The sequence below is a fragment of the Streptomyces sp. NPDC001219 genome (genome assembly GCF_053597915.1).
The window spans coordinates 113127-137499 of record NZ_JBSFJF010000017.1; the positions used below are offsets into that span (position 1 = coordinate 113127).

21 protein-coding genes are annotated in these 24373 nt (G+C 71.8%); 7 read left to right on the forward strand and 14 right to left on the reverse strand.

The window, feature by feature from the left end; genetic code table 11:
- Nucleotides 1–17: 17 nt before the first annotated feature.
- Nucleotides 18–980 carry an alpha/beta hydrolase gene (locus ACWC9R_RS14070; protein ID WP_450731463.1) on the reverse strand — a complete coding sequence of 321 codons (963 nt, stop codon included), beginning with the start codon at nucleotides 978–980 and terminating at the stop codon, nucleotides 18–20.
- Between the two features lie 75 nt (nucleotides 981–1055).
- On the opposite strand from ACWC9R_RS14070, the gene ACWC9R_RS14075 reads away from it, so the two are divergent.
- Nucleotides 1056–1631 carry a TetR/AcrR family transcriptional regulator gene (locus ACWC9R_RS14075; protein ID WP_450731465.1) on the forward strand — a complete coding sequence of 192 codons (576 nt, stop codon included), beginning with the start codon at nucleotides 1056–1058 and terminating at the stop codon, nucleotides 1629–1631.
- 272 nt (nucleotides 1632–1903) lie between these two features.
- Here the strand turns inward: ACWC9R_RS14075 and ACWC9R_RS14080 are convergent, their stop codons facing one another.
- On the reverse strand, nucleotides 1904–2521 hold the full coding sequence (locus ACWC9R_RS14080) for a TetR/AcrR family transcriptional regulator (protein ID WP_450731466.1): 618 nt from the start codon (nucleotides 2519–2521) through the stop codon (nucleotides 1904–1906).
- A gap of 57 nt (nucleotides 2522–2578) precedes the next feature.
- On the opposite strand from ACWC9R_RS14080, the gene ACWC9R_RS14085 reads away from it, so the two are divergent.
- Nucleotides 2579–3070 (forward strand): DUF1453 domain-containing protein, encoded by a 492-nt coding sequence (locus tag ACWC9R_RS14085; protein ID WP_450731467.1) that lies wholly within the window; start codon nucleotides 2579–2581, stop codon nucleotides 3068–3070.
- A 266-nt stretch (nucleotides 3071–3336) separates the two neighbouring features.
- Here ACWC9R_RS14085 and ACWC9R_RS14090 read toward each other — a convergent pair whose 3' ends face one another.
- Together ACWC9R_RS14090 and ACWC9R_RS14095 are read right to left on the reverse strand one after the other, a co-directional pair.
- Nucleotides 3337–3600, reverse strand: coding sequence for a hypothetical protein (locus ACWC9R_RS14090; protein WP_450731469.1), 264 nt, complete (start codon nucleotides 3598–3600; stop codon nucleotides 3337–3339).
- A 35-nt stretch (nucleotides 3601–3635) separates the two neighbouring features.
- Complete coding sequence (locus tag ACWC9R_RS14095; protein WP_450731471.1) at nucleotides 3636–4082, reverse strand: PaaI family thioesterase; 447 nt, start codon at nucleotides 4080–4082, stop codon at nucleotides 3636–3638.
- A 65-nt stretch (nucleotides 4083–4147) separates the two neighbouring features.
- On the opposite strand from ACWC9R_RS14095, the gene ACWC9R_RS14100 reads away from it, so the two are divergent.
- Together ACWC9R_RS14100 and ACWC9R_RS14105 are read left to right on the forward strand one after the other, a co-directional pair.
- Entirely contained in the window at nucleotides 4148–4810 is a 663-nt protein-coding gene (locus ACWC9R_RS14100; protein ID WP_450731473.1) for a winged helix-turn-helix transcriptional regulator, read from the forward strand.
- Between the two features lie 166 nt (nucleotides 4811–4976).
- Nucleotides 4977–5501, forward strand: a complete 525-nt coding sequence (locus tag ACWC9R_RS14105) for a DUF1877 domain-containing protein (protein ID WP_450731475.1) — start codon at nucleotides 4977–4979, stop codon at nucleotides 5499–5501.
- 70 nt (nucleotides 5502–5571) lie between these two features.
- On the opposite strand, the gene ACWC9R_RS14110 is transcribed toward ACWC9R_RS14105, so the two are convergent.
- Entirely contained in the window at nucleotides 5572–6234 is a 663-nt protein-coding gene (locus tag ACWC9R_RS14110; protein WP_450731477.1) for a GDSL-type esterase/lipase family protein, read from the reverse strand.
- Between the two features lie 61 nt (nucleotides 6235–6295).
- On the reverse strand, nucleotides 6296–7816 hold the full coding sequence (locus tag ACWC9R_RS14115) for an FAD-dependent oxidoreductase (RefSeq protein ID WP_450731479.1): 1521 nt from the start codon (nucleotides 7814–7816) through the stop codon (nucleotides 6296–6298).
- Between the two features lie 147 nt (nucleotides 7817–7963).
- Between ACWC9R_RS14115 and ACWC9R_RS14120 the strand changes: the two genes are divergently transcribed.
- Both ACWC9R_RS14120 and ACWC9R_RS14125 read left to right on the forward strand, forming a co-directional pair.
- Entirely contained in the window at nucleotides 7964–11206 is a 3243-nt protein-coding gene (locus ACWC9R_RS14120) for a BTAD domain-containing putative transcriptional regulator (protein ID WP_450731481.1), read from the forward strand.
- A gap of 77 nt (nucleotides 11207–11283) precedes the next feature.
- On the forward strand, nucleotides 11284–12015 hold the full coding sequence (locus ACWC9R_RS14125) for a Clp protease N-terminal domain-containing protein (RefSeq protein WP_450731483.1): 732 nt from the start codon (nucleotides 11284–11286) through the stop codon (nucleotides 12013–12015).
- Between the two features lie 89 nt (nucleotides 12016–12104).
- On the opposite strand, the gene ACWC9R_RS14130 is transcribed toward ACWC9R_RS14125, so the two are convergent.
- From ACWC9R_RS14130 to ACWC9R_RS14165, 8 genes are all read right to left on the reverse strand, one after another.
- Entirely contained in the window at nucleotides 12105–13028 is a 924-nt protein-coding gene (locus ACWC9R_RS14130) for an aminoglycoside phosphotransferase family protein (RefSeq protein ID WP_450731485.1), read from the reverse strand.
- Nucleotides 13029–13138: 110 nt separating this feature from the next.
- Nucleotides 13139–15124, reverse strand: a complete 1986-nt coding sequence (locus ACWC9R_RS14135; RefSeq protein WP_450731487.1) for a collagenase — start codon at nucleotides 15122–15124, stop codon at nucleotides 13139–13141.
- Between the two features lie 212 nt (nucleotides 15125–15336).
- The gene (locus ACWC9R_RS14140; protein ID WP_450731489.1) at nucleotides 15337–16296 is read right to left on the reverse strand and encodes a LysR family transcriptional regulator; all 960 of its coding nucleotides are present in this window, start codon (nucleotides 16294–16296) and stop codon (nucleotides 15337–15339) included.
- A 279-nt stretch (nucleotides 16297–16575) separates the two neighbouring features.
- Complete coding sequence (locus tag ACWC9R_RS14145) at nucleotides 16576–18276, reverse strand: PKD domain-containing protein (RefSeq protein WP_450731491.1); 1701 nt, start codon at nucleotides 18274–18276, stop codon at nucleotides 16576–16578.
- A 309-nt stretch (nucleotides 18277–18585) separates the two neighbouring features.
- Complete coding sequence (locus ACWC9R_RS14150; RefSeq protein WP_450731493.1) at nucleotides 18586–19200, reverse strand: GTP-binding protein; 615 nt, start codon at nucleotides 19198–19200, stop codon at nucleotides 18586–18588.
- Nucleotides 19148–19591 (reverse strand): DUF742 domain-containing protein, encoded by a 444-nt coding sequence (locus ACWC9R_RS14155; protein ID WP_450731495.1) that lies wholly within the window; start codon nucleotides 19589–19591, stop codon nucleotides 19148–19150. Before ACWC9R_RS14155 ends, ACWC9R_RS14150 begins: the two co-directional genes overlap by 53 nt.
- 52 nt (nucleotides 19592–19643) lie before the next feature.
- A complete protein-coding gene (locus ACWC9R_RS14160) occupies nucleotides 19644–20075 on the reverse strand; it encodes a roadblock/LC7 domain-containing protein (RefSeq protein WP_006601854.1) in 432 nt (143 codons plus the stop codon).
- 25 nt (nucleotides 20076–20100) lie between these two features.
- Nucleotides 20101–22512, reverse strand: a complete 2412-nt coding sequence (locus ACWC9R_RS14165) for an ATP-binding protein (protein WP_450731504.1) — start codon at nucleotides 22510–22512, stop codon at nucleotides 20101–20103.
- A gap of 570 nt (nucleotides 22513–23082) precedes the next feature.
- Here ACWC9R_RS14165 and ACWC9R_RS14170 point away from each other — a divergent pair.
- Entirely contained in the window at nucleotides 23083–24222 is a 1140-nt protein-coding gene (locus ACWC9R_RS14170; protein ID WP_450731497.1) for a substrate-binding domain-containing protein, read from the forward strand.
- Nucleotides 24223–24373: the final 151 nt, after the last annotated feature.

Sequence of the window (24373 nt, forward strand, 5' to 3'; positions counted from 1 at the left end):
GAGAGCTCTCCTCTCCGTCACGTGGTGAGCGAGGTTCGGAGGAATTCGAGGATCTCCGCCCGTGCGGCCCTGGCTTGCTTCACCACGCCCGGCAGGCTGAGGAAGGCGTGTCCCGCTCCGGGGTATTCGCTGAGCCGCGTGGGTGTCCCAGCCGCTCGCAGTTGTTCCGCGTAGCGGCGGCCGTGATCCGCCAGCGGGTCGTGGGTCGGTGCCACCACGAACGCTGGGGCCAGCCCGTTCAGATGGTCTGCATGCAGCGGCGAGAGTGCGCGAGGGTCGGTTCCCGGGGGAACAGCGAACCGCTGGGCCAGTTGCAGTTGCGGCACGGCGAGTGTCGGGGTGTGGGCGTGCTCGGTGACCGAGGCGTGGTCGAGCATCGTCCCGGTGACGTCGACAACAGGGTTGACCAGCACCTGGGCTTGGAGGTGCAGGCCGGTCTCCTTGGCCCGGATCGCTGCCAGGGCGCTGATCAACGCGCCACAGCTCTCGCCGAAGACGGCGGTCCGTGCCGGGTCGATGCCCCACTGCGCGGCATGCCGAACCACGTGCCGCAGAGTGTCCCAGCCATCGTCGACGGCAGCCGACAGGGGACTGTCCGGTGCGAGGAGGCGGTGCTCCACCGAGACGACGAGCGCGGGCAGTTGGGCGGCGAGGTGGCTGTTTGTCCAGTCGCATTGCACCGCCGTGCCCACGAACCCCCCTCCGTGCACGTGGAGCACGAGTGGCAGGCCCCTCCGGCACGCGCCTTCGCCGTCGCGCCCGGAGGCCGGCCGGTACACCCGGACCGGAAGCTCACGGCCGGGTAACGCCACCTCCTGCCAGGCGATCGTGGCACCGGGATCGGGCTCTCCGGTGATTGCCCGCGCCTCGCTGGAGGCCCGGAAGCGGTTCTCCGCTTCGCGGTAGGCGACCAGTTCCTCGTTCGTCATCGCCAACCAGTCCGGCTCCGGCGGCCGTTCCATGGCAGTGGCCTCGCTCATGTTCTTCTCCCTGTTCCGAGTTACGCGACCTCAGGTATCGAAACCCAAGGTAGCGAAATGAGGTACCGTGCGGGTATGGCATCGATCACATCCGGCAGGCCCCCCGGTCGCCCGCGCGCCGGCGTCGACGCCGAGGTCTTCGCCGCGACACTGAGCACCGTTGACGAACTCGGTTATGCGCGCGCCACCGTCGAGCGCATCGCTGCCGCGGCCGGCGTGGCGAAGTCGACGGTCTATCGGCGCTGGCCGTCAAAGGGCGCGCTGATCGTGGACTGCCTCCTGGACGCGTTCGGCCCGGCGCCGCTGGAGGGCGACAGCCGCTCCGAGGTCATGTCCTCAACGATCCGCTGGATCGCGGCGAAGGTCGGCGAGCCCGGGGTGGGTGACGCGTTCGCCGGTGTGTTCAGTGACGCCGTCAGCGACCCTGCCCTGCGCGAGATCCTTTCCGCGCGGCTGCAGGAGCCGTATCGGCTCGCGCTCCAGGAGGCGCTGGGCGAGCCGGAGAGCCGCGTCCTGTTCTTCATCGACGTCGTGGTCGGCGTCCTGCTCCACCGGATGGGCATGACCGGCGAACCGATGGTCGATGCCGACGTCACCGCGCTGGTCGAGATGGTTCTGCCGCACTTCGCCGAGGGGCCCGGCGCGGCTTAGGGGGTGTCCGGTGGGTCAGGCCGTCGCGCGAAGGCGACCGGCCGGCGGGGGCTCAGCCCTCATGCCGAGCGACTCGGAGGCGCGGGGGTGACGTTGAGCGTGCTGAGGTAGTTGCCCGCCCTCAGTGAGGAGAGTGAAGGGCTGGCGCGCCGGCGACATCGCACCGCGATGCTGCCCTGTGCCGGTCAACAGTCGATGTCGATGTGGAGACTGCGGGCCGTTTTCTTCCGCACCGGCCGGGTGGCGAACTGCGAGCAAGTGCCGGTCGGAGGTCAGCTGTCGGCTCTGAGGGTGTCCAGGTGTCGTCGTAGTACCTGCCGCAGCAGCTTGGGCGGATAGCGGTCCGGCAGCAGCGTTGCCTGGAGATTGAGTCCGTCGAGGAGGGCGGCCAGCCGCGTGCTTTCCAGTTCGATGTCCAGGCCGCCGGGCAGCCCGCCGGCGCACCGGGCTTCGTGCAGTACGCGCGACATCAAGGTGTGCAGGTCGGCCTGCATTTCGGCGGCGCAGGGCCGCAGTTCGGGGCGGGTGAGTGTTGCGGCGGTGAAGGCGAGCCAGAGTGCGGACTCCTGGCGGCGGGTCTCGTCCAGGGGGAGCAACTCGGCCAGGAGTTCCTCTGTTGCGGCCCGGCGGTCGGTGCTGCCGTCGGGAGTCAGGAGCCGTTCGGCGTGGTTGCGGATGCGGTCTCCGATGCGCCGGCTCAGCTCCCTCATCGCGAAGGTCATCAACTCGTCGTGGTCGGCGAAGTAATGGCGGACCGAGCCGACGGCGAGTCCGGCTTCATCGGCGACGTTGCGCAGCGACGCATGCTCCAGCCCATGCCGGGCGGCGACGGCCAGGACGGCCTGCGCCACTGCCCTGCGGCGGGCCACGGGATCGACGATCTTTGGCACGTTGCCTTTATAGCACGACCGGGCTACCATTCTTTTTAGCTCAAGCGCGCTATAAAGATGGGTGGTACCCGTGTGAACCCCTGGCTGCTCGCTGCGATCATCGCGGCGGTCGTGATCGCGGTCGTGATCAAACGGATGATCGGTGAACCGGTCAACGCGAAGGACCTCTTCGTGGCCCCGGCGATCCTGACCGGGATCGGCGTCCTGTCCCTCATCAAGAAGACGGATCTGACCGGCACCGACCTCACCTGGGTCAGCACGGGCGCCGTCCTCGGTGTGGCACTCGGTGCGCTCCGCGGCGCCACCGTTCAGCTCATCGACAGGGGAGGCGTCCTGTGGCAGCGATACACCGGCCGCACCTTCCTCGCCTTGATCGGCGCCCTGGCGGTGACGGCCGGGTTCCATGTCCTGGCGGTGAAGATGGGCATGCACGCGAACGCACGTCCCCTCCAGCTCTCCATCGGTGTGAGTTTCCTCGGAGAGTCCCTCATGGTGGGCCGCCGCGGCATGACTTCGGGAATCCCTTTCGCCCCGGCGCGTACTCGCTGACTCGTTGACCTACCCCGTGCCTGCTCATGTCGGACCGTGGCTCAGACAGCTCGTCGACGAGTTCGTCGCCGAGCGGCGGCGCGAGGACGAGGGCCACAAGGGCCACGGGGTCATAGCGGCGGGGACCACGCCGTTCCTCAGCTCGTATCTCCTCGGCCAACGCGGGGATTTCCCGGTGGTGGAGCATCCCGCCCCCAGACATCCGAAGTCAGGCGCCGGGCCGCCCCCGGGGAAGTGCGGAAGCGGCCCTGCCGTGTGGGACGGAGTCAGACGAGGGTGTCGGCCGGTGTGGGGGCCGGGTGGACGGCCGAGGCACCGCCGCCGATGGCGACGTGGTTGAGGTTGACCGGGCCGGTGTAGACGCCGGCGCGGATCAGCCGCTCGACGGTCTCCAGCTGCGGCAGGTTGGCGAGCATGAAGTGGGGCTGGATGCCGTTGTCGGTCAGCCGCTTGAGGTGCTCGGTGCTGGACTCCCTTCGTACACCTACGGCCTGCACCTGCGGGGACGGCACACCGAAGCGCAGAGGCACAGGACGTCGTGAGCACGGCAGGCGCGGGCGCCCGGTCAGCGGGTGGGGAACAGGGCGCAGGTGGTGGTGGAGTGGGCGTAGAGCTTTCCGTCCTCGACGCCGATGAGCTGCGCCTCGGCGGTGGCCAGTGTGCGGCCGACGTGGAGGGTATGCCCGGTGGCGCGGAGGGTACCGGTGTCCGGGACGACCGGGCGCAGAAGGTTCACGTTGAGCTGTGCCGTGGTGTACGCCTTGCCCGCGGGCAGTTCGCTCATCACGGCCGAACCCATGGCGGAGTCCAGCAAGGTGGTCAGGAAGCCGCCGTGCACGGTCCCCATCGGGTTGCACAGGTATTCGCCGGCCCGGCCCTCGAAGACCGCCCGGCCCGGCTCGACGCCGACGATCTCAAAGCCCAGTGTCTTCGAGAGGGGTGCCTGGGGCCTGCGGCCCTCGATGATCGAACGCAGGAAATCGATGCCGCTTTCAGTGTTTTCGCTGGTCATGTAGGGGACCCTAGATCCGTCTGGCGACGGGGCAAGTACGGATTCCGTACCGCTACCCTGCGGGTATGACGGGATTCGGACAGTTCTGCGCGGTGGCTCGCGCGCTGGAGGCCCTCGGTGAGCGCTGGGCGCTGCTCATCGTGCGCGAGTTGCTGCTGGGCGAACGGCGCTTCAACGACATCCAGCGCGGCATCCCGCGCATCTCGAAGACCATGTTGTCGACGCGGCTGAAGGAGCTGGAACGCGCCGGCGTCGTTGTCCGCGGGAGCGACGGCTACACCCTCACCGAGGCCGGTGCCCAGCTCGCTCCGGTGCTGCGCGAACTCGGAAGCTGGGCGATGCACTTCGACCGCCGTGGGCTCCGCCCCGAGCATCTGGACCCGGATGTGCTGGTCTGGGACATCCGCCGACGGGTGGTGCCCGAACACCTTCCCCAGGAACCGACCCTGGTCGAACTCCGCTTCGCCGCCCACCCGAAGCCGTACTACCTCCTCGCGCGCCGCCCCGAGGTGACGCTCTGCACCGAGGACGGCGGATTCCCGGTCGCCCTGCGGATCGAAGCGGACCTCGAGGCCCTGACGCGGTACTGGCTCGGGGAAACCACCTGGGACCGCCTGCTGCGCGCCGAGCTGGTCACCCTCACCGGCCCCAGCTCCCTCCGCCGCTCCTTCCCGGGCTGGTTCTCCGGCTATCTCCTCCGCCCCGGCTCTCCTGACACCGACCTGTGAGTGCGGGGGACGGCACGGCGACGACACCGGCCGACGGCTGACCCGGCCTCGGGGGCCACGCCGCCTACGGAATGGGCAACGGAACCGCCACCCGACACAGGCAGAACCACACCCGCAAGACCGAGTGGAGTGAAAAACCGCTGGACGGCGTCGGGATACTGCCGCCATGGCCGTCACTCAGCAGCTCGCCCGCGTCCCGGCGGAGTATCTCGTCGCCTGTCGACAGGAGGCCGGCGCATCACCGGACGGAGAGTTCCACTGGAACCCGCCGGCCGAGGATGTGCTGGACCTGGACTGGGCACCTGCCCTGCTCGAACGGGTCGGTGAGCTGGCAGGTCTCGATGACGTCCTGCTGCATGGTCTCCGGCGGGCCACCGAGGGCGACACATCGGTCGACGTCGGCTTCCTCGCCGCACCTCCGTATGCCATCGGCCCCTTCGGCCCCTCACCCACGGCCCTGTCCCCAGCCGAAGTGGCTCATGTCTCGGAACTGCTCGCGCGGATCGACCTGCGAGCCGTCCTGGCCACCCTGCCGACCGATGAAACCGAGGCCGCCGCCCTGGTCGGCGACGGAGCGGACGGGATCGCCGGAGGCTTGCGGAAGTATCTGCTGGAGCACTTCCAGGCCCTTCGTGAGTTCTACCGTGAGGCGTCCCGACGACAGCTCCTTCTCGTGCTCTGGTGGGACTGAGCCGAGCACCTCCCGGCAGCGGGTACCGCAACACCCGTGGAGTCGCGTGGAGTTCTCGCTGGGGACAGGGTCAGGCGACCAGGCGCAGCCAGGCCGCCGCGAGGGCGGCGTGGCCGGCCGGTGTCGGGTGTACGCCGTCCTCGGCCCAGTGTTCCGGCCCGGTCGTCGTGGCGAGTTCGGTGAACATGCGGTCGGCGGGCAGCAGATGGGCACCGTACTTGTCGGCGAGTTCCCGGACGGCCTGGATCTTCGGGTTGAGGTCGGTGCGCCATTCCTTGCGTTCTGCCTCTCCGACGAGCGCGGCACCGGCCTCGACGACGCCGTGGATCGGCAGCAGGAACGGCTCGATGAGGATCAGCTCCGTGCCCGCCTCGGCGAGGGGCGCGAGCAGGCGGTCATAACCCGCGGTGAACTCCGCCACGGGGATCACACGCCCTTTCGGGTCCAGGGTGTGCCAGCCCATGTCGTTGACGCCGACGAGGATCGACACCACGTCCGGGCGCGCGTCGAGCACGTCCCGCTGCCACCGGGGTTCGAGGTCGCTCACCTTGTGGCCCGCGATCGCGGAGTTCAGCCAGGTCACGGGCCGGTCCGGGTGCCGGAGGCCCCACTCGCCCGCGATGCGCAGCGGGTAGCCGAACCCGAGGCCGTCCTCGCTCTCCAGCCGCCGGCTGTCGGTGATCGAATCGCCGGTGAACATCACGGTGGTTCCCGGGCGGAGGGTGATCGTCATAAGTGCTCCTTGAAAGGTGGGGTGAGCCGAAGAGGGGTGAGGAGGCGACGGGGCGGTGGTTTCAGGATCGCGGGGTGCCGAACCACTGGTCGGCGGCCTGCTCGAACGCCTTCGGGTCGACGTCGTGCCCGGCCGCCCAGGCGACGACGCCGTCCGGCCGGATGAGCACGGCACCCAGTCCGAGGTCGTTCCTCGCCGCCCCGGCCGCGTAACGCAGGCGGCTCCGCCGGTCCTTCGCCGCATCGCGCAGGCGGTGGTCGGAGCTGAAATCGAGCGTGACACCTCGTCCGTCCCGCAGCAGCTCGCCGAGGCGAGTGCCGTCCTCAAGACGGAGGTCCGGGGCGCTGCGGCCGGTCAGCGGATCGTTGCCGCCGAGGTCGTAGCGGATCGACGATCCCGACACCTTCGCGAAGACGTGGGTCGTTCCGTCACGGGTCCCGAGCAGGTCGCGCAGCACTGCTTGGATCGCCTGGCCATGGGGGTCCGGCCGCATCACCGCCGCCTGGGCGCGCGTCCAGTCGAGCACCGAAGCGCCGACCGGATGCCGCTCGTGGGTGTAGGTGTCGAGAAGCCCGTCCGGCGCGTGGCCGTGCACGGTCGCCGCGAGCTTCCAGCCGAGGTTCATGGCGTCGCTGATGCCGAGGTTGAGTCCCTGTCCGCCGACGGGGGAGTGGATGTGCGCGGCGTCGCCCGCGAGCAGGACGCGCCCGAGCCGGTAGGCCGTCGTCTGCATCGCCCGGTCGGTGAAACTCGAGGCGAGAGAGACGTCGTTGAGCGTCACAGCGGTGCCGGACACCCGGCGCAGCACCGCCTGGAGGTGGGCGCGAGTCGGCTGCTGTGAACGGTCGAACGCGCCGCCGTCGAAGTCCATGACGCCGAGGTGACCCTCGGCGGGCATCCGGAGGTACAGGCCCGTCGGCGTCAGGTTGATCCCGGGGCGCAGCACGTCGGGATCGGCGACAGTGGCGAGCATGACATAGCCGGTGAACAGCGGCTCGGTGCCGACGAACTCGAAGCCGGCGAGCCCGCGCACCGTGCTGCGTCCGCCATCACAGCCGACCAGCCAGCGCGCCGGGTACGTGTGCTCGCCGGCCTGTGCGACCACGCCCTCGTCGTCCTGCGCGAGGGCGGTGACCGTGACGCCGCGCCTGATCTCCACGCCGAGCCGGGAAGCCCGCTCGGACAGCACCGCCTCGACCGCTGCGAGGTGTGTCAGCACACCGTCCACCGCCGGGCCGGGGAGCCGGTACGGCAGGGCGGCGAGGTCCACCTTCGCCGGATCGAGCACCATGCCGGCGAAGTGGCCCACGCCACGGGGAGGTGACGGCTCGTCCGCGTCGGGGTCCGGGCCGGGAGCGTCGTGGAGGCCCGACGCCGCCAGCAGGGGGTGCAGCATCCCGCGGCGGTGGAACGCCTCGACCGACGCGGCGGACAGGCTCCGCATCCCGAGCGGGTCCGCCCGCCACGGGGAGCCGGGCTCCGGCTCCCGTTCGAGCACCAGGACGGAGCAGCCCGCGAGGCCGAGTTCACAGGCGAGGAACAGACCGACCGGGCCGGCGCCCACGATCACCACGTCATGCATGAGAAGTCCCTTTCCGAGGGCGGTTGTTGTGCGGCACGCCCAGAGTGCTGCGGGCCCCTCACACGGCGCGCACACGGCGCTGACACGAGGGCACACGGGCACCGCCCTGCGGTGAGGGCCCGACCGCGCGCGTGCGAGGATCGGAGCATGGACGGGGGTGCCGGGGGTGCGCGGCTTCGGGTCAGGCTGCTCGGCGCCTTCCAGCTGTCCCGCGGTGGTGCCGAACTGCCCGTACCGGGAGCCCGGTTGCGGGCTCTGGTCGCCCGGCTCGCCCTCGCCGGCGGGCACCCGGTCGCGACGGGCGGCCTCATCGACGCGATCTGGGCCGAGGACCCGCCGGCCGGCCCGGCCCACGCCCTGCAGGCCCTCGTCTCGCGGCTGCGCCGGACCCTCGGCTCGGCCGGCGACGTCGCGCAGCACGCCGGCGGCTACCGGCTGGCCGTGGACGCGGCCGACGTGGACGCGCTGCGGTTCGAGCAGCTCGCCGCCGCGGGCCGGGACCGCCTCCGCGCCGGTGACCCCCATGCCGCGGCGGCCGTGCTCGGCGAGGCCGTGGCGCTCTGGGGCGACCGTCCCGGCGCCGGGCCCACCGTCGTCGCCGCGGTGGCACCCGCCGTCGCGACCCGGCTGGCGCACGCCTCGACCGAGGCCGTCGCCGACCTCGCCGAGGCCGAGCTGGCGCGGGGCCACGCCGACGCGGCCGCCGCCCGTCTGGCCGCACTGCTCGCCGAGTACCCCGTCCACGAGCGCGCCGCCGCGCTCCTCATGGACGCGCTCGAAGCCCAGGGGCGGCAGGCCGAGGCCCTCGCCCTGTACGAGCGGACCCGTGAGCGCCTGGCCGACGACCTCGGCACCGGCCCGGGCGCCGCCCTGAGCGAACGCCACCTGCGCCTGTTGCGCGCCGAGCGGCCCGCCCCCGACTCCGCGCCGGTCCGGCGGAGCAACCTGCCCGCACCGCTGACCAGTTTCCTCGGCCGCGACGACGACCTCGCCCGGATCGACGGGCTGCTCGCCTCCGGGCGGCTGGTGACGGTGCTCGGCCCCGGCGGCGCCGGCAAGACGCGCCTGGCGGTCGAGGCCGCCCGCCGCCACCGGTACGCGTACCGCGACGGCGTCTGGATGATCGACCTCGCCTCGGTCACCGAGCCCGCCAAGGTCGGCGCGGCACTGCTGGCCGCGATCGGGCTGCGCGGCGCGGCGCTCTTCGAGGCCCCGGCCGCGCTGCGCGGCGACCCGGTCGGCGAACTCGACGTGCTGGCCGACCAGTTGGACGGCCGCGAAAGTCTGCTCGTGGTGGACAACTGCGAGCATCTGGTCGACGCGGTGGCGCACCTGATCGCGGCGCTGCTGGCCCGCTGCGCCACGCTGCGGGTGCTGGCCACGAGCCGCGAGCCACTGGCGGTCGACGGCGAGGCGCTGGTCCCGCTCGGCCCGCTCGCCCTGCCCGAGCCGCACGAGGAGGCCGGGCAGGCCCGCCGCACGGCGTCGGTGCGCCTGTTCACCGAGCGGGCGGCGGCCGTACGTCCCGGGTTCGACGTCGACGAGCACAACCTCGGCGAGGTGCTGCGCGTCGTCCGCGGCCTGGACGGCATGCCGCTCGCCCTCGAACTGGCCGCGGCCCGCCTGCGCACGCTCTCGCTGGCCGGCCTGGCCGCCGGACTGTCCGACCGGTTCCGCCTGCTGACCACCGGCAGCCGGACCGCCCTCCCCCGGCACCGCACACTGCGCGCGGTCATCGCGTGGAGCTGGGACCTGCTCGGCGCGGACGCCCGTACGGTCGCGGAGCGCATCGCGGTCCTGCCCGGCGGCGTCACACCGGACTCGGCCACCGCGGTCTGTGCCGGCACCGCGGTGGCCGCCGACGAGATCCCGGAGCTGCTCGCGGACCTGGTCGACCGGTCGTTGCTGCAGCTCGCGCCGGACACCGGCCGGTACCGGATGCTGGAGACCCTCCGCGAGTACGGCCTGGAGCGCCTGGCCGAGCAGGGCACCCTGACCGGCGTGCGGGACCTGGCCGCCCGCTACTCCGCCGGACTGGTCGCCCGCCACGACCCGCTGCTGCGCGGCCCCGGGCAGCTCGACGCCCTCCACGTGCTGCACGCCGAGTACGACAACGCGCTCGCCGCGCTGCGCCACCTCTGCGACACCCGCGACACCGCCGGCGCGAGCGCACTCGCCGTGGACCTGACCTGGTACTGGCAGATGCTCGGCCGGCACCCCGACGCGGCCTACTGGCTCGGTGAGACGGTCGCGCTGCCGGTCACGGGGCCGGGCCTGCAACGCGACATCGCCGAGGGGCTGCTGGCGCTCAACACCGTCGCCACCCGGGGCGCGCCGGCCAAGGACTGGGTCACGGAGCGGCACGGGGAACTGCGGGCGCTCGCCGGCCGGCTGCTGAGCCATCCGGAGCTGCCGGGCCGCTGTGGCGTGCTGACCGCGGTCGGGCTGGCCTCCCTGACGGAGACCGAGGTGTCGCCGGCCGTCCTCCAGCGGCTGGTCGACGGGCCCGATGTGTGGCTGGCCGGGATGGCCCGGCTGTTCCGCGCCCAGTTCGCCGAGAACGACGGCCATTTCGACCAGGTCCGCAGCGATGTGCGCGCCGCGCTGGAGTGCTTCGCCCGCGTGGGCGACCGCTGGGGCCTGGCCAAGGCGCTGCCCCTGAACGCGCTGGTGCGGCAGTACGACGGCGATCTCGACGGCGCACTGGCCGACCTGAACGAGGCCAGACGGCTGGCCCGCGCGTTCGGATCGCTCAGCCTCAGCGACGAGATCTTCGTCGACCTGCGCCGGATCGATCTGCAGGTGCGGCTCGATGAGACCGCGCGGGCGGCCGAGACGATCGCCGTGGCCCGGGAGCGCGTACTGCGCTCGGCGTCGCCCGAGATGGCCGTCCTGCTCGACGCGCGGGAGGCCGCCCTGCGGGTGCGCACCGGCGAACTGGTCCGGGCGCGCGAGCTGTTCGAGTCGCTGGAGGCCGGACTGTACGGGCCGGGCGTGTTCGGTGGCGACCAGGGGCAGGCACTGCTCGGCACGGTACGGGGCGCGCTCTGCCTCGAACTCGGCGACGGGCCGGGCGCCGTGGAGGCGCTGGGCCGGGCGTACGCGGCGGCCGTCGACAGCAGGGACATGCCGATCGTGGCGACGGTGGCGGTGACCGTGGCCGGCCTCGCCGCGCTGCACGGGCGGCACCGCGAGGTCGCCGTCCTGCTCGGCGCGGCGGCCCGCCTGCGCGGCGCCCACGACCGCACCGATCCGCAGATCCGCACCCTGAGCAGCCGCAGCCGGGCCGCGCTCGGCGACGCGCACTTCACCGAGGCGTACGAGACCGGCTGGCAACTGGAGGTGACAGCGGCCCTGCACCGAACCGATCCGGCGCGGCTGCGCCCCTGAGTCCCCGGGCCCACGGAACTCCCACACGTGTCAACCAAGGGTTGACACGTGGTCGACTGTCAACCTAGGGTTGCCTCATGGTGGAATCGACTCAGGTGAACAATCCCGTCCGCCTCGACGACCTCATCGAGGCGATCAAGAAGGTGCACGGCGACGCTCTCGACCAGCTCCAGAGCGCTGTCGTCGCCGCTGACCATCTCGGCGACGTGGCCGACCATCTCATCGGTCACTTCGTCGACCAGGCCCGCCGCTCCGGTGCCTCATGGACCGAGATCGGCAAGTCCATGGGCGTCACACGACAGGCCGCCCAGAAGCGGTTCGTGACGAAGGACGAGTCGGAGCCCGGCATGAGCCAGGACTTCGGCAGGTTCACCCCCCGGGCCAGGAGCGTCGTCGTCGCGTCCCAGAACAAGGCCCGCGAAGGCGGCCACGCGCAGATCGGCGCGGGGCATCTCGTGCTCGGCCTGCTCGACGACCCGGAATCGCTGGCCGCACGGGTGCTCGTCGCCCAGGGCATACGGCTGGAGACGGTCGAAGCGGCCGCGACCGCGGCGCTGCCGGAGCCCTCCAGCGAGCCCCTGCCCGCCCTCGTGCCCTTCGACGCCCAGGCGAAGAAGGCGCTTGAGCTCACCTTCCGCGAGGCGCTGCGACTGGGCCACAACTACGTCGGTACGGAGCACCTGCTGCTGGCGCTGCTGGAGCAGGAGAACGGCGAGGGCGTGCTCAGCGGGCTCGGCCTCGACAAGACGCACACCGAGGAGCACGTGTCGGCCGCGCTGACGGCGATCCGGGACAAGCTCCACGAGTAGCAGTGGCGCACGGGCCCGCCCCTCCCCGGGGCGGGCCCTCACGGCAGTGCTGCAACCCGGCCCCGTCGTCGCGCCATCGCGGGGCAGCGCTAACGGTGCGGCAGCGACTCCGCGAGGGCGACGGAGGACGGGGCCAGCGCGGTCGCGCCGCCCTCGATGTCCCACAGCTCGTTCTGCAGCAGCCGCCCCAGCGTCCAGCCGGTCGCCCGCGCCCGGTCCAGACCGAGGGCCGCAGTGAGCAGGTCGAAGCGGCGCCGCACCACGCGCAGTGTGTCGCCCTTCGCGACGACCTCCTCCCAGCGGCTGTCCAGGGCGGGCCACAGGTCGAAGCCGGGGTCGCCGGACAGCGGTTCGGGATCGATGGCGAGCCATGGCTCGCGCTCCGCGGCGAGAACGTTGTCGTAGTGCAGATCCCAGTGCAGCATCCGGTCGCCGGGTTCGCCGACCAGCTCGGCCACCGCCGACGCCCAGCCCCGCAGGCGTTGCCGGTCGGCCGGGTCGGCCAGCGCCGTGACCGCCCGCGGAACCCGCTCCAGCATCTCGGTGGCGATCTCGCCGAGGCTCCGCAGCCCCGGCGGCGCGGGGACCCGGACCAGCCGCGCCTGAAGCCCGGCGAGGATGCCCATCGCCATGTCGTCGTCCTCGATCGAGGCCAGCGTGCGGGCACCGTCCAGCCGTTCCAGGAGCATGGTGCTGCTCTCGGGATCGTGGTCGAGCAGCCGCACCATCCCCGCACCGTCCCAGGTGCGCAGCCCGATGAGCGCGGCGAGGGTCTCCTCCCTGGGCATCTGGAGTTTGAGGACCGCGCGCCTGCCGTCCTTCCGCAGCACCGGCAGCACCAGCGAGGCTTCCCCCGCTCCGGCCGCGCCGTCCCGTTCCAGCTCCCAGCGCTCCAGGGATTCCGCGGCGAGAGCAGACAGCCCCGCGATCCAGGCCATCCCCTCCTCGCCGAAGTTCCTGGCATACGAAGCGGCCAGGGGCCGCGGGACCTCGACCGTCTTCAACATGCTCATATCGGCGCCCTTCAGGGGGAGTTGAGTCTCCCGCCGCAACCTACTACCGGAGAACGCCCCGGCCCCGCCGCCACGTGGCGCCGGGGCCGGGGTATCGCCGAAAGGGACGGTCAGGCCGGGGACTGAGGGGCCGACGGGGTGCGGTTCGGCTGGGCGGTGCAGGCGCCCTGGGCGCAGTCGGTGAGCCAGGTGTCGAAGTCGGCGTCGTAGCGGGTGCCGATGGTGGAGTGGTAGACGGCGTAGCCGGCGGCGTAGTCGCCGGTGCGGAAGTGGCCGAGCATGGCGGCGATGTCGTCGGGGTGCTTCTCGACCATGTAGCGGACCGCGAGATAGCCCCAGGGGTAGGTGCGGGTCACGTCGCTGTTGTCGTAGGTGCTCTCGAACAGCGTGCTCAGCTTGTAGGTGTGCTTGCCGGCCTCGCTGACCGCCTCGTCGTTGGTGATCCTGCGGTAGCTGTACGAGACGTACTCGCCGAGGCCCTCGATCCACCAGATGTCCGGGACGGAGGTCTGCTGGCCGAAGTCGCCCTTCATGTCGTCGCGGGCGTCGAGGTAGTGGGTGTACTCGTGGTTGAGGTTCCAGATGCGGGCCGGGAATCCGTTGTCGTCGCTCCGCTGGTACATGACGGACAGCGGCTCGTTGTCGGGTTTCGTCGGGTCCCCGATCATGGTGATGCCGCCGTTGTTGGTGTCGATGCCGAAGAGGGCACCGGCGTAGGTCTGGTAGTCGCCGCGACTGCCGAACGCGACGAGCTGGACGGTCGACTCGTACTGGCCGGGGATCGGGCCGTCGTTCTTCACCAGGTTCTGGACGTACGCGCCCTGGCTCAGGACGCTGGCGCAGGTCGCGTCGAGCTCCTCGGGTGTGAGTGACTGCGCCTTGACGGTGTGGGTCGCGTCGCAGGAGTGGGTGATCGGCAGGGCCGCCTTGGTCAGCTGGCCGGCGAGGTCGCAGACGCCGAGGTAGGAGCAGTGGGCCTGGTCGTAGGCGTCGGCCTGGGACGCCACGGTGACCCACAGGGGTGCGGTCGGGCCGGTGATCTTCGAGGCGTCCAGCAGGCCCTTCATGAGGGGCCGGACCTTCTCCTGGAGACCCGGGTGCTCGACGTACCGGGCGACGTTCATCCCGGCGTTGGAGTCGAGGTAGGAGCGGTCGGTGCCCAGCATGTCCAGGTGGTCGAGCGCGAAGGTGTGGAGGGTGTCGATGATGCTCGGGTCGGCCGTGACCGCCTTGACGTAGTCGGGGTTCCAGTTGCCGCGCCAGAGCGGGGTGTAGACGTCGTTGACGGCGGCCAGCATGCTGGGGATGCCGTCGTAGCTGCTGTTGTAGCCGCCGAGCACCTGCTGGTAGGTGTCCAGGTAGCGGGCCTGCGCGTTGGCGCTGTCGGAGAGGATGATGACCTCGCCCAGGACATCGCCGTTCCCCGCCGTGACGTCCTTGGAGTGCGGGGTCGCGAAGAAGGCATCGAGGCCGCCTTCGGTGGCCGCCGCCAGGGCCGGGCCGTAGCTGCCGACGTCGTCCGGGTGGTTGGACTGCACGTAGTAGCCGGCGCGCAGGAACAGCACGAGCTGCCATATGTGGTCCGTGTTGTCACCCGGGTAGGCCGGGGCCCCGGCCTTGAAGGCGTCGGCCACGGTGACCATCTGTTCCTCGCGGAAGACGCTGTGGGCGTCCTCGCCGGTGACGCTGAACAGGGTGTTGACGCATTCCGTGGTCGCGGCCTCGACGAAGGTGACCAGCTCGGGTCCGGTCCGGCCGCCGAAGTCGGACGGGCTGCAGGCAGCGGCGGCACCCTGCTTCGTGTCCTTGCGGTGTCCCGTCCCGGTCGAAGAAGTGGGGGGATTCTTCGCGCCGAGCGGGGGGAGTTGGGCGGTGGAGAGCGGGCGGCGCTGGAGCGCGGGCCGCTCGTTCGTGCTGGCGGTCGGGCCGGTCGGTCGTACGGGGGGAGAGGCCGCCGTCCGGGACGTGGTGACGGTCGGGGCGGCATCCGGCGAACGAGGTGCCGCCAGCGCCGGCGTGGCCAGCAGGCCGGCCGTGGCGAGGCAGGCGGCCAGTCCGCCGGCCACACATCTGGGCAGGGGGAAGCGGTAGCGCATCCATGCTCCTTCGTGGACAGATGCGCCTCGGGATCGAGCTGAGGCGTGAGTGGCACCTTCTCAGCGCATGGCGACCGGAACAATAAGGTGTGACATAGCACCTGGGGTGGCCGCGTCATAACACCGGGGCGGCGGGCGGCGCCGGTTCCGGTGGCTTAACTTCCGTTCCCCGCAGCTCAGTTGGCGATAAGGCGCGAGCGCTGAGCCAGGCTCTACGGCTTGGTCACGCTCCAGGTCCGGGAGGCCCAGGTGCGGAAGTGCGGCGACTGGGCGATGAGGGCGCGGTAGGACGCGGTGGCGGCGCCGAAGAGCGTGTCCGCTATCTCGTCGGCGACGCTCTCACGCCGCCAGGCCAGCACATAGCGGCACCACAGGGGCGTGCCGGCCAGGGGCTTGACGAGGACGTCGGCGATCGGCCGGAGCGTGGCCTGTACGACGGAGATGCCGATGCCTTCGGCGATCATGTTCTGTAACTGCTGCTGATCGCCCAGGAACTCGTGCACCGCCGACGGGGTGAAACCGGCCGCCCGGCAGGCCGCGTAGAACACGCCCGGCCAGCCGGCCCCGTCGTCCGGGGTCAGGAACCAGGCATCGTCGGCCAGGTCGGCGAGCGTCACCTCCGGGCAGTGCCGGAGCCGGTGTCCGGCGGGCAGGGCGACGAAGGACGGCTCGGTGACGATCCCGCGGTGCGCCACGGTCGCCGAGTGGCGCAGTTCCCGTCCCGGGTAGTCAGCGGCTATCGCGGCGTCCACCTCGCCGTGCTCCAGGAGCTCGACGATCTCCGAGGACGGATACACACTGCTCACCGTGAGCGCGAGGTCGGGCCGCCGGCTGCGGAGCCGGACGAGCAGGCCGGCCAGGACCGGGGAGTTGGTCGCGGCCAGGCGGAGGGGGCGGCGGGCCCGCGCACCGTCCGCGGCCGGCCGGCGCCCGATCACCGCCGCGCGGGCCAGCACGTCACGGGCCTGGGCCAGGACCTCCGTGCCGTACCGCGTCAGCTCCACACCCGCGGTGGTCCGCTCGAACAGCGGATGGCCGAAGTACTGCTCGATGCGCTGGAGTTGGGTGCTCATCGCGGGCTGCGAGTACCCCAGGTCCGCGGCGGCCCGGCCCACACTCCCGGCGTCGGCGATCGCGCACAGCACCCTCAGGTGCCGAAGTTCCAACTCCATGCCCGCACTCCTCCTGTCCGCGTGCGCCGGTCCGAACCGACCGGGCCACCCTTGGGCGGTGCCGGGCACGCGGTCCTCGTCCGGCGGTTCGGCGAAGCTCACCTCATCGTGCTCTGTCCGCCGGCGCCAGGGCAGGGGGCGAAGAGGGCAGGGGCGCGGGAGGACAAGAGGAGTGAGGGGTGGGGGTGCATGGGGCGTACGGCGCAGAGGGGCGGCCCGCATCTGCGAGCCGCCCCTTCGCACAGAGCCTTCAGCCCAGAGGCCTCAGCCGTCGGTCCGTCACTTGACGGTGAGATCCCTGGGGGCCTCGACGAGGACCTTTCTGCCGTCCCGGTCGGTGATCACAAGGCGTGGCAGCCAGGGGCCCCTGTGGTCGTAGGCGTGGGTGACGGACGCCTGCTTCGTCTCCTGCTCGGTGCCGTCGCCGAAGTACCAGTGGTAGCGGTATCCGGCGGCGGGGGGCTGGCCGTTCACCGTGACCGACAGGGGGACCTCATCGCCGGTGCGGGCGTGCTCCGGGGCCTTGAGCCGTGCCCGGGGGCCCTGGTGGGGAAGGTGGAACCAGCTGCGCAGGCTCGGGTTGAGGAGGAAGGAGTCGGCGTACTGGCGGGCGCCCGCGATGTCGGGGTGGGCGACGGCCGCGCTCAGGCACTGCAGCGGAGTGGCGCTGAGCTCGGGGCAGGCCCGGGTGCGCAGCGGGAAGGCCGGGTCGGTCACCGGGTTGCCCCAGACCTTGGAGTGCGGGGTGAGGACGGCGTTGTCCACGGTGAACAGGCCGTCGGCCGCGGTCGCGTACGGGCCGTCCTGGGACGCCTTGTTGGCCGCGGCCGCCGCCTGACGGTAGGCGGCCCCGGCCAGCTGGGTGTACTGCTCGTAGCGCTCGGCCACCTTTCCGAGAGCGGCCCGGCAGGAGGCCCGCCGCCCCGCGGTGACGCCCGGGGTCGAGCAGTTCTTCACCGGGATCGGCGAACTGCTGCGGCTCAGCGCGTAGTAGAAGTCGGCCACGAGCACCTTCGGCCGCCCCGGCAGGGCATGGGCCCTCTCGATCGCCGCCCGCATCCCGCGTCCGCCGTACCCGACCTTCGCGCCGCTGAAGTAGGGCACGTCCTTGGCCGGGTTCTCGGCCGCCGCGCCGATGCCGGAGCACTCCCGCTTCACCGCCTTGGGCAGGTCCTCCGAGCCGGGGGTGAGGCCGACGCCGATGCCGAAGAAGGGGTCGAGGTCGTTGATGCATCCGTTGATGACGACCAGGTCGAGACCGTAGCCGCCCGCCCGTGCCTCCGCGCCCGCCTTCTCCAACTGGCAGAACACGTCGGGCATTTGCTGGGTGACCTCGCCGAACTCCATCTCCCCGTCGCCGTCCGGGTCCTGCTTCTCCGTCGTGCGCAGACAGGCCGCGTCCTTGTTGCCCGCGGGCAGGCCGGGCGCGTCGAGTACCGCGCCGGAGATCGCGTAGTCCCGGTGCTGAGATCCCCGGCCGGTCTCCCGCCCGAGCAGCTGACCCGTCAGATAGGGGAACTTCTGATCGTGGTCCAGGCCCTGCCCCCAGACCACGGAGTCGCCGACGGACGCCACCCGCACCGGGTCGCACCCCCGGCGCAGCGTGTCGCGCCAGACCTTGCCGTAGTGGCCGGCTGCCGGGTGCCCGGGAGCGGCGGCGATACGGGCGTCGATCCGCACGGCGGTCTCGGTGGCGGGCACCCGGTCGTGGGGGAGACGGAACGTCGCGGTGCCCACGCCGGCCGTCATGGCGAGCCGCCCGCCGGCCAGGCGCTTCTCACCGGCCCGGACCCGCCACTCCACGGTGGCCCCGGACTTCGCCGCGGCGGGGTCGTAGATCTGCACCCGGCCGTGCACGGCGCCGCTGCACACGGGATTCGGCGTCAGGTCCACGTCGAGGACGAGGGGGAACGCCGATCCCGGCAGGGCACCGGCCCGCGCCACGGCGGGGTGCCCGCCGAGGAGCTGGCCGAGGAGCACGGCGACCGCGCCGACCGCCGCCGCCCGCCTCGTCGCCCACGGGCGACGGGTGGCCCCCGCCCCGCCCGATAAGGAGCCCCTGCCGGTCCCCGTCCGCCTGCGCACAGCCCACCGTGACCACGCCCGTCTCACGCCAACACCCCTGATTTCGCCGTCATTTCGGTCCGCGGAGTCGGCCGAATCCGCGTCGTCAGGGATCATGGCAGCCGGGAGTGCCGCAGGGGTGGGGAGCGGTGTTCCGTACCAGGTGAAACTGATCACTTACCGGTAGTTACGGCGAGCCAGGGGGGGCGGGCGGCCGCTCGGGAGTCAGTCCGCCGCGCCGTTTTCCGCGCGGGACAGGGCGACTTCGAGGACGATCAGCAGCGCGTCCCGGACCGAGCCGGTGTTGCGGGCGTCGAAGACGGTCAGCGGCACGTGGTCGGAGACGTCGAGCGCCCAGCGCACCTCGTCGAGGGCGTGGTGGACCTCGCCGTCGAAGGCGTTGACGGCGACGGCGAAGGGGATGCCCTTGTGCTCGAAGTAGTCCACCGCGGCGTAACAGTCGTCCAGGCGGCGGGTGTCCACGATCACCAGAGCGCCGAGGGCGCCCTCGACCACGTCGTCCCACATGAACCCGAACCGGTCCTGGCCCGGCGTACCGAACAGATAGAGCTTCAGCGTCGGGTCGATGGTGAGGCAGCCGAAGTCCATGGCGACCGTGGTGGTGGTCTTGCCGGGGGTGTGGGTGAGGTCGTCCACCCCCGCCGCGACCTCGGTGATGGCGGCCTCCGTGGTCAGCGGCCGGATCTCGGAGATCGCGCCGACGGCCGTGGTCTTGCCGACACCGAAACCGCCGGCGATGACCAACTTGACCGGTACCGGCGGCTGCTCAACCGCTGTCACGGAGTGTGTCCCGTGAGTCGGGGACGGCGCGGAGACCATCGATAACCCTTCGCAGTACGGAAATGTCCTGGGTGGTGCCGGCGTTCGGGACGTGGACCGCCAGATGTCCGGCGGCCCGCAGGTCCTCCGCCAGCACCCGGACGACATTGAGGTGGAGGCGCAGCCGCGCGGCCAGCTCCGCCACCGACTGCGGCTGTCGGCAGGCCGCCACGATGTCGTGTGGTTCGAAGGCCAGCGTCCCCAGGGCGGCGAGCCCGGCCGAGGTCGCCACGATCTGGGCCTCGACCGGGAGCGGGGGGCCGGCGCCGTCCCCCGCCACCCGGCCGGCGGTCAGCAGGAACGGCCGGATCGCGGGAGCGCGGCCGACCGGCTCCGACGGGCCCCGGGCAGCGCCCGCCGCCTCGTTCGGTCCTGGTTCACCGACGGCCATTTCGTGGTCCTTTTCTTGGCGCCCGCATTCCTGCCTCCGCGGGTGGGACGGGTCAGCGGGCCGGTGTGGCGCCGGCGTTCTTCTTGAGCTCCAGCACCAGCTGGGGGGTGAGCGCGCTGCCGGCCCGGTTGGCGAAGAGGGTCATCTCGTAGGCGATGTTGCCGAGCTTGGCCTCCTTCGAGGTCACCACGCCGAGGACGGCACCACAGCCGATCGCCGAGACGAGGACGTGGCCGCCCTCCAGGTCGATGATGACCTTGTTGAGGCCGCCCAGGCCGTAGTTGCCGGACGCGCCGGCGGCCAGGCTGGTGACGCCCGACACGATCGCGGCGAGCCGCTCGGAGTCGGCCTGCTCGCGCAGCTGGGAGACCGCGATCAGCAGGCCGTCGGAGGACACCGCGATGGCGTCCACGACACCGGCGGTCTGGGTGGCGAACCGGTCGAGCAGCCAGGTGAAGTCGGCCGCGGCGGCCGTCAGATCCATGGCTTCCGCGCGCTCGGGACTGCTCTTACCTGTCGGCGTCGTCACTGCCCGACTCCTTCCGGGGTTGCTGGTGTGCTGAGGGCGCTGAGTCCCTCGGGGGCGGAGCGCTGTCCTGCTCCGCCCGGCGTACTGCGGCTTCGAATGCGTCCAGCTCCGAACGGACCGCGTCGGCGTCGGCCGGCCGGTGCAGGCCCTCGGCCCCCCGGTCGGTCGTCGGAGTGGTGATGGGGAGCGTCGCGCCCCGCACCCGCCGGCGCAGCGGCCGGCCGGCCGACGCCGGGCGCGACCCGGACGCGGAGGCGGGCTCCCGGTCCGTGCGCTGCGGAAGGCGCCGTGGCAGCCCGCCCTCCTGCGAGGGGGCGACGGGCCGCCGCTCGGGCGCGGGGGAGGGGGTCCGCACCGGCAGGGGCGTGGCGGGTGCCGGGCCGGGCTCGGGCGGAGTGGGCTCCTGCGCGGGCGGTGCCGGATGAGCTGACGTGGAGTCGGCCGGTGCCGGGTGTGCTGACGCAGACTCGGCCGGCGCCTCGTCCCCGGTGTCCGTACCGGGCAGTTCCGCCGCGGGGGACGAGGGTGCGCCCGGCCGGACGGTCAGCAGCAGCGTGGCGGGGAGCCAGACGGTGCCGGTGACGCCGCCGCCCGGTGTACGGCTCAGGGTGACCCGGATGCCCGAGCGCCGGGCCAGGCTGCCGACCACGAACAGGCCGAGGACCTTGGTCGGTACGAGGTCGAGCCGCTCGCGGCGGACCAGCCGGGCGTTCTCCTCGTCGAGGCGGTCGGCGCTCATCCCGAGACCGTGGTCGATGATCTCGATCAGCGCGCCGCCGTCCGAGGTGATGTCGGTGCCCGGCCGGACGACCACCTCGACGGGGGTGTCGGACGGGGAGAACGAGACCGCGTTCTCCAGGAGTTCGGCGAGCATCAGCGTCAGGTCGTCGACGATGTCGGGGCCGACGGTGACCTCGGTCTCGGACCGCAGGGACACCCGCTGGTAGCCCTCGATCTGGCCGAGTCCGGCCCGGATGACATCGACCAGGGTCGTCGGCCGGGCCTCCACCTCGGGGTCCCGGATGCCGGCGAGCAGCATCAGGCTGTCGGCGTTGCGCTGGAGGCGTACCGCGATGTGGTCGATGCGGTACATCCGCTGGAGGACGTCGGGGTCGGTCTCCTCGCGTTCCACGGCGTCGATCAGCATCAGCTGACGCGAGGTGAGGTTGCTGACCCGGCGTCCGACGTTGCCGAACATCTCGGCGACGTTGCGGCGGCTGAGCACCTGCCGCTCCAGCAGCGCCGCGGCGGTGACCTGCACCTGGTTGAAGGCCTCCGCCAGATGACCGATCTCGTCACGGACCGGGACGGGGATCGCCCGCGGCCGCAGCGGGGCGCCGTCCGGCGACTCGTCGTCCTCGACCCTGGCGAGTTCCTCACCGGCCACGTCGACCACCTGCTGGGCGGCGCCGGTCAGGGCGGTCAGCGGACGCACGACCGAGCGCCGGACCAGGACCGAGAAGGTCAGCCAGGAGGTGAAGCCGAGCAGGGCGAGGCCGAGCATGGCCAGCGCGTTGTACAGGGCGCTCGCGGAGAGACTGTCGGCCCGCGCGGCGATCTGGTCGATCAGTGACCGGGTGATGTCGAGGCGCGCCTGGGCCTGCCGGGTGCCGGCGGCCATCGTCTCGCGCAGCTGCTGCGGGGACTGGCCCTGCAGCGAGCCGGGATCGATCTGCAGCTCCGCGAACTGGGCCTCGATGCCGTTCTCCTCGGCGTTTCGAGCGATCCCGCCCAGGCGCAGGACCTGGTCCGGAGCGGCGATCCTGGCGAAGCGGTCTGCCTGCTCCTCGTAGAGCTTCTGGGCACCGACGGCGCGGGTGTACTCGGTGAGCGCGTTGGCGTCCCGGGTCTGGGCGGAGAACACCCCGCTTTCGAAGGCCGCGTGGGCGGCGTCGGCGCGCAGCACCGTGTCGAGCAGGATGGTGACCGAGGACGACGAGCTGCCGACGAAGCGGTCGAGGCCGATGCCGTCGATCAGATAGCCGACCGCGGCGGCGTACGCGGGGTCGATCCCGGCGGCCGGCACCGAGCCCCGCTCGACCTTGTCCCGCAGCACCGCCAGACCCCGTACGTACTCCAGGGCCCGCGACTCCTCCTTGGGCAGCTCCGCGCCGAACGCCGTGTGCACGGTGGAGACCTGTGCGTCCGTGACCCGCTGCGCCCCGCGGTAGGCGGCGGTCGACGGCAGGGCGGCACCGGGCCGGGCCGCCTCCTGCTCGACGGACAGCAGCAGCGCCTGCCGGTGTTCCGCCTGGATGTCGTTGATCAGCCTGGTGACCTGCTCGCTGTCGCGCACCAGCTCCTCGGTCCGGCCGGCGTCCAGGGCCTTGTCCGCCTGGTTGCTGACGCCGATGGCCAGCAGCACGCCGACGACCGCGACCGGCGCGATCACCAGCACGTTGAGCTTCCGCCGGAACGGCCAGCGGTCCAGGCGGGCGCCCGCCTGCTGAAGGAACCGCGGACGCAGCGGTGAACGCCGGGATGGGTCCGGTTCGTGTGGCGGGTCCACTGTGTCCGCAGACACCCAGGCCTCCTTGCGACGTGCTCCTGAGCGGTGACCGAGGTGGTGTTGGTGCCGACCGCCGACGACGGGGGAGGGTGAGGAATGCGTATTTCGCCCCTTGCGAGCGAAAGGATCGCGCCACACCTCCGACCGGCCGTGAACACTACCGCTTGTGCATGCGCAGGCAACACATGACGACCAATGGCCAGACTGTATTCAACTCTTTGTCATGTTTAGCCCGTTGTCTTCACTGCGGAGCGCGGTGCCGGACGAGATGCTGAATGGCCGGATTTCGTTGGAGGGAGTGGGACGGGTGGACCGGTTCGTTCCGTATCGGGCCCGGCGTCGCCGGCCGCTGCGCCGTATCTCCCGGAGGGGGCTGCTCCGCGGAGCGGCACCACCCGTAACCTGTCTCCCCCACCCCCGCCCGTAACCTCATCCTGCCCTGCGAGGAGTCCCGTGCACCCCATCCGCAAGGCGGTCGTGACAGCCGCCGCACTCCTGGTCACGGCCACCGCCGCCGGCTGTGAACCCGGCACCGGCACCACCGCGTCCCGCCGGGACACCGCCAAGCCCGGATGCCCCACCGCCCTCGCCAGGGCCAAGCAGGCCGTCAGGAAGGCCGAGGCGGTCAGCGCCCCCTGGAAGGGCCCCACCACCGGACCCGAGGCCGTGCACGACAAGACCGTCGTCTACATCGCCCAGACCCTGACCAACCCCGGTGTCGCCGGAGTCGCCCAGGGGGTCCAGGAAGCCGCCAAGATCGTCGGGTGGCGCGCCCGCACGCTCAACGGGCAGGGCACGCCGGACGGTCTGCGGGCCGCCTTCAAGCAGGCCCTTCGGCTCAAGCCGGACGGCATCGTCATCAGCGGTTTCGACCCCGCGACGACCGCGGCGGAGGTCAAGAAGGCCCGTGCGGCGAACATCCCGCTGATCGGCTGGCACGCCGCGCCGTCTCCCGGCCCCAGCAAGGACCCCGAGCTCTTCAGCAACATCACCTCCCGGGTCGAGGACGTCGCGAAGATCAGCGCCGACTGGATCATCGCCCGGTCCAACGGCCACGCGGGCGTCGTCCTGTTCACCGACGCCACGGTCCCCTTCGCCAAGCACAAGTCCGACCTCATCAAGAAGGAACTCGCCACCTGCTCCGGCACCAAGCTGCTGAGCTACACCAACATGCCCATCCCCCAGGTCAACAAGCGGTCCATCAAGCAGGTCCGCTCCCTGATGTCCCGCTTCGGCAGCCGGTGGACCCACTCCGCCGCCATCAACGACCTGTACTTCCAGCACGCCGCCCCCGCCCTGCGCGCCGCGGGCAAGGACGGCGCCGGCGCCCCGTTCAACATCGGTGCCGGCGACGGTGACCCGTCGGCCTTTCAGCGCGTCAACGGCAAGGAGTTCCAGGCCGCGACCGTGCCCGAGCCGCTCTCCGAACAGGGCTGGCAGATCGTCGACGAGTTCAACCGCGCCTTCAGCGACGCCCCGGACAGCGGGTATGTCGCCCCGGTCCACATCGCCACCTCCGCCAACAGCGGCGGCGCGCTGTCCTGGGACTCCGAGGGCTACCGGCAGGCCTACCGCAAGATCTGGGGAGACTGACCCGGGCCCCGGCCCGGGGCCCGCACCGCCACCCGGAAGCTTCAGCCCAAGTCTCCCTAGTGACCTGAGTCAGAGATTCGGTGGCAGTAGGCCGCGACTTTGTCGAGGATCTCGTCGGCGGTCTTGGTCCAGATGAATGGTCTGGGGTGGT